The following is an 8,676-nucleotide window of genomic DNA, read 5'->3' on the forward strand; positions in this document are numbered from 1 at the left end:
GGAGCAAACATGCTGTACCCCCTCGCAAGGCATTTCCTGTTCAAGCTCAATCCTGAACAGGCACACGATCTCTCCATCAAATATTTGCCCCGCCTTCTCGGTACGCCACTCGATTGTTTCTTCCGCCATTCACTGCCCAAACGCCCCGTCACCTGTATGGGGCTTAATTTTGCCAATCCGGTGGGATTGGCCGCCGGTCTGGATAAAGACGGGGAGTGTATCGATGCATTTGGCGCCATGGGGTTTGGCTTTATCGAAGTCGGCACCGTGACCCCCAAACCCCAGAGTGGAAATGACAAGCCTCGCCTGTTCCGGGTTATTCCGGCGGAGGGGATCATCAACCGCATGGGGTTCAACAACAAGGGTGTCGATCATCTGGTGGCCCGGGTCAGGGAAGCCAAATATCAGGGCGTCATCGGCATCAATATCGGCAAGAACAAGGACACCCCCATCGAGCAGGGCAAGGACGATTACCTGATCTGCATGGACAAGGTTTATGATCATGCCGGTTATATTGCGGTCAATATTTCCTCTCCCAACACCCCGGGCCTGCGTCAATTGCAATACGGCGAGGCGCTGGATGAGTTGCTGGCGGCACTGAAAGTACGGCAACAGGAGCTGGCGGCGAAATATAAAAAATACGTGCCGCTCGCCGTTAAAATTGCCCCTGACTTGAGCCTGGATGAAATTAATCAGGTAGCCGCGTCCTTGATCAAAAACGGGATCGATGGGGTCATCGCCACTAATACCACCCTGGATCGCGAGATGATCTATGACCTGCCCCACGCCGGTGAGGCGGGTGGCCTGAGCGGTCGCCCGCTGCAGTACAAGAGCACCGAGGTGATCCGCCTGCTGGCCAAGGCCCTCGATGGCGCCCTGCCGATTATCGGAGTCGGGGGCATCGACAGTGCCATGGCCGCCCGGGAGAAATTGGCCGCGGGTGCCACACTGGTCCAAATTTACAGCGGCTTTATTTATAAAGGTCCGAGTCTGGTCAAAGAGATCGTCACCCATATTTAAAAAATAATCCGTTGCCCTTATTTAAAGTTGCTCAAATTCTCGACATGGAATAAAGTCGAGTAACGGCTTAAGTAAGGGCAACTTCATGTTTATCCAACCCAATGACAATTGGCAGTGGCATTATGATGCTCAGGATGATCGTCTGATGCTGGATTTATCCGATCGCATGATATTTGCCACCGAATATAAAGGGCGACAGCTGGTGCCTTGCTCCTTCACCACTCAGCCATTCTGTGTGGACGATGCCGCCCTCTATTATCAGTTGATGGACAAGATTGCCGAACTCAATTGGAGTACACCCCATCAGGTTCAACTGGTACTGAATGCCATCGCCGTCAGCCGCTTTTATAAACCCCTGATGCCACAAAGCTGGTTCTTTAATGAACAGCATGCGCAATGTGCACTGGAAACAGGCACCCTGGTCTGTATGCAAACCGCACATGGCAAGGGCGAATTTATGGTGATCGAGGCGGGGGAACAGGCGAGTGTCTGCCTGAACCTGACCGAGGATCTGATATTGACCACCAGCAAGATCCTGCCCCGTTTCGGGGTGATCAAGGTGATGAATAATCGCATGCAGCTCAGGGTTGCGCCCGCGGCGCAATATCGACAAGTTAGCTGACGGATAAAGAGATCGTCAGACAGATCCTGTATTGGTGTTTATTTTCTATCCCTTCCTTCCCTCTCCGATATCCGGTTATTGCTGCGCGGCGACCCTATGAGCTGCCAGTTCATCGTGGGCAAGGTGGTAGCATGCTGCACTGCCTCCTATCGATAAAACAGTTCAAAGTTGCTGTCAGATGGCGCGATAGGCACATAACACTCGATGGTAGGCCGGATGTCGGCGATATCCCGCTCTTCCCTCGGCCGTTCTCCAGGCCGCTGGCCCTTTATATTCCCGCGGAGCCCAAGGTTCGGATGCCGAGTGCAGGCCGATAAGGTATAATGCGGCACTATTTTTATGGCATCCCCGTGAGCGTGATGAAAGAATTCTTTGCAACCTGCCCCAAGGGGCTGGAAAACCTGTTGGCTGACGAGCTGACCACCCTGGGCGCAGAGCAGGTCCGTGAGACCGTGGCCGGCGTGCATTTCAAAGGCGAACTGGCGATGGGCTACAAGGCCTGCCTGTGGAGCCGCTTCGCCTCCCGCATCGTGCTGGTGCTGTCCGAATTCCAGATGAACGACGATCTGGATCTCTATCTCGGCGCCCACACCATCCCCTGGGAGGAGCACTTCCCCGGGACCTCCACCATAGCGGTGGACTTCACCGGTACCAACCCGGCCATTCGCAATACCCAGTATGGCGCCCTGAAGATCAAGGATGCCATCGTCGATCGCTTCACCAAGCGTGGTCATGTGCGCCCGGACATCGACAAGAAGTCGCCGGATATCCGCATCATGGCGCACCTTGGCAAGGGCAAGGCCAACATCACCCTGGACTTGTCCGGTCCGGCCCTGCACCAGCGTTTCTATCGCCAGGGCACCGGTGAGGCGCCGCTCAAGGAGAACCTGGCCTGCGCCATGATCGCCCGCAGCGGTTGGGCCGGTGAGCCGATGATGGACCCCATGTGTGGCTCCGGCACCTTGCTTATCGAAGCGGCCTTCATCGCCGCCGACATGGCACCGGCCCTGCGCCGCGAGCGCTTCGGTTTCGATCGCTGGCTGCAACACGATGCCGAGCTGTGGCAGAGCCTGATGATGGAAGCCCAGGTGCGTGCCAAGCGCGGCATGCAGCGCTGCGAGGTCAAGCTGTTTGGTTGTGACGCCGATCCCCGGGTGCTGATGAAGGCCCGTGACAACGCCAAGGCCGCCGGTGTCGCTCACCTCATCACCTTCAAGCAGGCCGATGTGAGCGCGCTGGAAAACCCGCTGCCCATGCCGACTGGTGAGGATGAGGCCCGTCAGGTCGGTATGTTGATCTCCAACCCGCCCTATGGCGAGCGCCTCGGCGAATTCCCGGCCCTCTTGGAAGTGCACCAGGCGCTGGGCGATGCCCTGCGTCGCAGCTTCCAGGGCTGGCGCGTCTCCATTCTGTCTGCCTCGCCGGAATTGCTGAGCTGCCTGCGTCTGCGGGCCGACAAGCAGTATCGCCTGTTCAACGGCGCGCTCGAGTGTCAGCTGCGCAACTACCAGATAGCGCTGGACTCCGTGGCCTCCCAGAAAGAGGTGGCCCAGGACTTCGCGAACCGTCTGCGCAAGAACCTCAAGACCCTCGAGAAGTGGGCGAGTAAAGAGGGCATCGACTGCTACCGCATCTACGATGCGGACCTGCCGGAATACAACGCCGCCATCGACCGCTATCAGGATTACCTGGTGGTGCAGGAGTACGCCGCGCCCAAGGACATCCCCGCCCAGAAGACCCGTCAGCGTCTGCTCGACATGGTGCAGGCCGCCATCAAGGTGACCGGCATGGACGGCGAGAAGGTGATCCTCAAGGTGCGCGAGCGCCAGGAAGGCAAGCAGCAGTATCAGAAGCTCTCCACCGAGCAACACCGGATGGAAGTGCAGGAGTACGGGGTGCGCCTCTGGGTCAACCTCTACGACTACCTGGATACCGGTCTGTTCCTGGATCACCGTCAGACCCGCCGCATGCTGGGTCAGATGGCCAAGGGCAAGCGTTTCCTGAACCTGTTCGCCTACACCGGCAGTGCCACCGTGCACGCGGCGCTGGGTGGCGCCAGCGAGACCACTACTGTGGACATGTCTTACACCTACCTGGATTGGGCGCAGGACAACATGCGGCTGAACCTGCAGGTGGGTCGCCAGCACAAGTTCGTGCAGGCCGACTGCCTGAAGTGGCTCTCCGAGGCGGACGGTCAGTACGACCTCATCTTCATCGATCCGCCCACCTTCTCCAACTCCAAGCGGATGGACGAGAGCTTCGACGTGCAGCGAGATCACCTGCTGCTGATGCAACACCTCAAGCGCCTGCTGGCAGCGGACGGCACCCTGGTGTTCTCCAACAACAAGCGTCACTTCAAGATGGACTTGGCCGGTCTCGAGGCCACGGGCCTCAAGGCCAAGAACATCACCCAGCAGACCCGGCCCAAGGATTTCGAGCGCAACCAGCACATCCATAACTGCTGGATCATCACCCATGCCGACAACGCGGCAGATGCCGTCTGATGCTGACCCTGTTTCATACCGACGGCTGCCACCTGTGCGAGCAGGCGTGGACGCTGGTGGAGCAGGCGGGATTGGCCGCCCGCAGCCGTCGCTGCGACATCCTGGACGATGAGGAATGGCTGGCGGCCTATCGGGTACGCATTCCGGTGCTGCGGGATGAATCCGGCCGCGAGCTGGGCTGGCCCTTCACCCTGGCGGAGCTCAATGCCTGGGTAGCAGCCAATCCGGATCAGAAAACATAGGCCAGCCAGCATCGGGCCAAACAGTATAACGAAGAAGAGGGCCGGCGCAGTTTGGCCCGCTTTTTCATGAAGGATAAGGAAAAGACATGGCTTTATTAACGTTGCATGGCGCTCATCTGTCGTTCAGTGATTTCCCGCTGCTCGACAATGCGGAACTGGCGATCGAGCGCGGTGAGCGTCTCTGTCTGGTGGGACGCAACGGGGCGGGCAAGTCCACCCTGATGAAGGTCATCGCCGGCGAGCTGCCCCTCGATGACGGTCGTCTGGTGTTGCAGCAGGATCTGAAGGTGACGCGCCTCGAGCAGGATCCGCCCGCCTCGAGCGATCTGACGGTGTTTGACTACACCGCCGAAGGGTTGGCAGGGGTAGGGGAGCTGCTCAAGCAGTATCACCATATCGCCATTGAGCTGGGTCACGATCCCTCCGACGCCAACATCCGCAAGATGAGCGAGTTGCAAGAGCAGCTCGATTACCAGAATGGCTGGCAGCTGGAGACCCGGATCAGCCAGGTGCTGACCCTGCTCAACCTCGATCCCGACGCAACCCTCGACAGCCTCTCTGGCGGCTGGCTGCGCAAGGTGGCGCTGGCCCGCGCCCTGGCCTGCGATCCGGATCTGCTGCTGCTCGATGAACCGACCAACCACCTGGACATCGAGGCCATTCACTGGCTGGAAGAGTTCCTGAAAGATTTCCGGGGCGCCATCGTGTTCATCTCCCACGATCGGGAGTTCATCCACAAGCTGGCGACCCGGATCATCGATCTCGATCGCGGCGAGATCACCTCCTGGCCCGGCAATTACGATCAGTACCTGCAAGGCAAGGAAGAGTGGCTGCGAGTCGAAGAGCTGAAAAATGCCGAATTCGATCGCAAGCTGGCGCAGGAAGAGGTCTGGGTTCGCCAGGGCATCAAGGCCCGTCGCACCCGCAACGAAGGTCGGGTGCGCGCCCTCGAGGCGATGCGCATGGAGCGTAGTCAGCGCCGCGAGCTGCAAGGCAAGGCCAAGCTGCAGATGGACGACGTCAACCGCTCCGGCAAGCTGGTGTTCGAGACCGAGGGGCTCGGCCTGGACTTCGGCGATCGCACCCTGTTCCAGGGGCTGGATCTGCAGGTGCTGCGCGGTGACAAGATTGCGCTGGTGGGCCCGAACGGCTGCGGCAAGTCCACGCTGATCAAGCTGCTGCTGGGCCAACTCGAGCCCAGCCGTGGTGTGGTCAAGGGCGGTACCAAGCTGGAGGTGGCCTATTTTGACCAGTACCGCGATCAGCTCGATCCCGAGCAGACGGTGATGGAAAACGTGGGGGAGGGCAAGCAGGAAGTCATGGTGCGTGGCCGCTCTCGTCACATCCTGGGCTATCTGCAGGACTTCCTGTTCGAACCCAAGCGGGCGCGGACCCCGGTCAAGGCCTTGTCAGGGGGCGAGAAAAACCGTTTACTGTTGGCCAAGCTGTTCCTCAAACCCAGTAACTTGTTGATTTTGGATGAACCAACCAACGATCTGGATGTCGAAACGCTGGAATTGCTGGAGGAGCTGCTGTCGGATTATCCCGGTACTCTGCTGCTGGTCAGCCATGATCGTCGTTTCATCGACAACACGGTCACCGGTTGCTGGCTGTTTGAAGGGGATGGCCGGATCAGCGATTATGTGGGCGGCTATGCCGACATGATGGAGACCCGTGCCCTGCAAGAGGCACAGCAGGCGGTCAAGGCAGCGGCCCCCAAAGTGGCAGAGCCTGTCGCAGTGGCGGTGGAGCCGGCGAAAAAAACACGTAAACTCTCTTACAAGTTACAGTTGGAGCTGGATAATCTGCCGGCCCGACTGGAACAGTTGGAAACCGAACTTGATGCCCTGCAGGCAGAGGTGAACGACCCCGGTTTCTTCTCCCTGCCGAGCGAGCAGACCCAGCTCAAGCTGGATGCATTGAATGCAGCAGAGGCTGCACTGGAACACGCCTTCTCCCGTTGGGAGGAGTTGGAAGCGTTGAAACATCAGGACTAAGGAAGTAGATGAAAAAGCAATTATCCATGCTGGCCATACTGGTCGGCGCCAGCCTCAATGCACAGGCGGCACAGAGCTCCTTTTTCACCATTGTCGATGCGTCTGACAAGGGATATGCCAGCGGGATCAGTGCCGATGGTAGCGGCCTCATCGGGATCAATACCAAAAACAACCTAGCCGAGTATTTCTCGACCGTGAGATCTGCCGACTTCCTGGTCGATCGCTTCAGTTTCGAACAGGGCTGCATGTTGTCTGACGACGTGTGCAACACTTTCTGGGACGAGGGTCCGACGCCGACCTACGCCTATCAGTGGCGCCGTGACTTCCTCGATGGCCTCGATCAGCGCAGCAATGTCGGTTATGTGGTGAGCACCGAGACCGATGGTCTGGTGACCAGCCTGGGGGACACCCCCGCCGACCGCGTGGGTTACAAGATGGCCGGCAAGTTGCGCACCGCCTTCGCCGTCATCAATGACGGTAATCCGGTCGAGCTCAAGGATAACACCAGCTCTCACAGCCTGAGCGTGCCGACGGCCATCAAGAAGTTGGATAACGGCCAGTATCTGGTGACGGGGACCGCCGCCAGCGGCCAGTATCGCCATAACGTCGGCGGTGATTTCTATAACTGGTGCTTCGCCGGCAATGACGATGAGTATGGCGATCTTCGTTACTGCCCGGGTGTCGATACCCAGGCCAGCTTCTGGCTGCTCAACGGCAACGGTGGCTTTAACAAGCTGATGCAGGCCCCTGACTATAGTCATCGGCGCGATGAGGTACTGCAGACTGCCTCGGCACTGGGCGCGGGCGAATACAAGGGCGCCTTGTACGGGGTGGGCTACAGCTCCACCGGTGAGGTGGGATCCGGCGACCTGGATGGCCGTAACCTGGCCAGCTTCTGGACCCTGGATCTGAACGCCGGCACAGTGAGCGCCACCCAGCGGATCCCGTTGCCGGAAGGGGAGCCAGGAAAAGACGATGAGAAGCTGCAGCACAGCTGGGCAGTGGGCCTCAACAAGAATGGTTATGTGATCGGTAATCAGCGCTGGAACCTCAATAAGGGCCAGAACCGGCCGACTGAGATGTTCTTATTCAATCTGGACGCGCCGACCACTGCGGCAGTCATCCCTATGCAAGACAGCCCGCTCAGTGGCTCAGGCTCAGAGGCTGCTGCCATCAACGATCACAACATGGTGGTTGGCTGGCGTGATTCCCGCCACCAGACTCAGCCAGTGGTCAATGGCACCAACCGTATGCAAGAGGCTTTCCTGCTCAACGCGGCGGCCCCGAATAACAACTGGTACCTCAATGACCTGATCTGTGGGCTGGATGACGCCGGGGCCAAGCAGTGTGCCCAGAATGGCTATTACTACCACATTGCCTACGCCAGCGGCATCAGTACCGACGGCACCATCTCGGCGACGGCCTATCGCTATGCCAGTGAGAGCGATCTGAACAATCGCGCCAACGCCACAGTGGTGGCCGTCAAGTTGAAACCGGCCGTGGCCGATTATCAAGGCAACACGCCAGCCAACTATGTCGTCAGCAACGCGCCGGTCAATAACCAGACTGGTCAGGATGGCGAAGGCGGCGGTGGCGGCGGCAGCCTGTTCTGGTTGACTCTGCTTGCCTTGCCTTTTGCCTGGCTGCGTCGTCACCCGCGATAAAATGAGGTGTCATTAAAAATTAATGCAGTTCAGTATCTTGTGTCACAGAGCCTGAATAGCATGGCATTTTTTGTTTGACCCTGTTCCCCCTCTGGGGTAAAGATGAAAGCGACCGGTGAAAACTTGGTCGCTTTTTTTGTTCCACGAAGAGGGTCGTAGATGATGAAGAGACAGAAACGGGACCGTCTGGAAAGAGCTCGCGCTCGTGGTTATCAGGCTGGCGTAGTCGGCAAACAGAAAGAAGCGTGTCCGTACCAATGCCTGGATGCCAGAGGGCACTGGCTTGGTGGTTGGCGCGACGCCATGGAAGGGCGAGGCTCAGGCCTTTTCATGAAGTAACCGATACTTCATCACTTATTGCAAAAGGAAAGGGGCCGTGTCGGCCCCTTTACGTTGTCCCTGAAAGACGCAATGCCGGGCGGAGATCCACTCTTCATCCCTGCACCACCTCGTATCATGGCAAAAGAAAAGGCTATGTCCCAATTACGTGTTGCATGGGACGCCCCAGCGCCTCATGCAAGCAACGCGGGATATCCACTGCCTGCCCATAACGCTCCAACATCCTTCGCCAGCCCAGATAATTCCTCAAATAGCTCGTCGCCACCCCATGGAACCGCGCCATCCACT

7 protein-coding genes and 1 pseudogene are annotated in these 8,676 nt (G+C 58.5%); 7 read left to right on the plus strand and 1 reads right to left on the minus strand.

All coding sequences use genetic code 11. The annotated features are described in order from the left end of the window. The first annotated feature begins 9 nt into the window (after window positions 1-9). The 7 genes from pyrD (at window position 10) to rmf (ending at window position 8,388) form a co-directional block, all read left to right on the plus strand. Window positions 10-1,020 carry a quinone-dependent dihydroorotate dehydrogenase gene (pyrD, locus tag MM194_RS15210; protein ID WP_033131812.1) on the plus strand — a complete coding sequence of 337 codons (1,011 nt, stop codon included), beginning with the start codon at window positions 10-12 and terminating at the stop codon, window positions 1,018-1,020. Between the two features lie 85 nt (window positions 1,021-1,105). Continuing rightward, window positions 1,106-1,642, plus strand: a complete 537-nt coding sequence (locus tag MM194_RS15215) for a cell division protein ZapC (protein WP_241344025.1) — start codon at window positions 1,106-1,108, stop codon at window positions 1,640-1,642. A gap of 323 nt (window positions 1,643-1,965) precedes the next feature. Further along, window positions 1,966-4,146 carry a bifunctional 23S rRNA (guanine(2069)-N(7))-methyltransferase RlmK/23S rRNA (guanine(2445)-N(2))-methyltransferase RlmL gene (rlmKL, locus tag MM194_RS15220; RefSeq protein WP_241344026.1) on the plus strand — a complete coding sequence of 727 codons (2,181 nt, stop codon included), beginning with the start codon at window positions 1,966-1,968 and terminating at the stop codon, window positions 4,144-4,146. Then, window positions 4,146-4,388: a glutaredoxin family protein gene (locus tag MM194_RS15225; RefSeq protein WP_241344027.1), complete on the plus strand. Its 243-nt coding sequence runs from the start codon at window positions 4,146-4,148 to the stop codon at window positions 4,386-4,388. The genes rlmKL and MM194_RS15225 overlap by 1 nt, the downstream gene beginning before the upstream one ends. A gap of 86 nt (window positions 4,389-4,474) precedes the next feature. After that, window positions 4,475-6,385, plus strand: a complete 1,911-nt coding sequence (locus tag MM194_RS15230) for an ABC transporter ATP-binding protein (protein WP_241344028.1) — start codon at window positions 4,475-4,477, stop codon at window positions 6,383-6,385. Window positions 6,386-6,393: 8 nt separating this feature from the next. Next, window positions 6,394-8,049, plus strand: a complete 1,656-nt coding sequence (locus tag MM194_RS15235; protein WP_033132147.1) for a DUF3466 family protein — start codon at window positions 6,394-6,396, stop codon at window positions 8,047-8,049. 162 nt (window positions 8,050-8,211) lie between these two features. Beyond that, window positions 8,212-8,388, plus strand: a complete 177-nt coding sequence (rmf, locus tag MM194_RS15240) for a ribosome modulation factor (RefSeq protein ID WP_010674759.1) — start codon at window positions 8,212-8,214, stop codon at window positions 8,386-8,388. Between the two features lie 133 nt (window positions 8,389-8,521). Here rmf and MM194_RS15245 read toward each other — a convergent pair. Next, window positions 8,522-8,676: pseudogene (locus MM194_RS15245) on the minus strand (IS1595 family transposase); the annotation flags it as partial.

This window comes from Aeromonas sp. MR16, from assembly GCF_022549315.1.
GTDB lineage: Bacteria > Pseudomonadota > Gammaproteobacteria > Enterobacterales > Aeromonadaceae > Aeromonas > Aeromonas aquatica.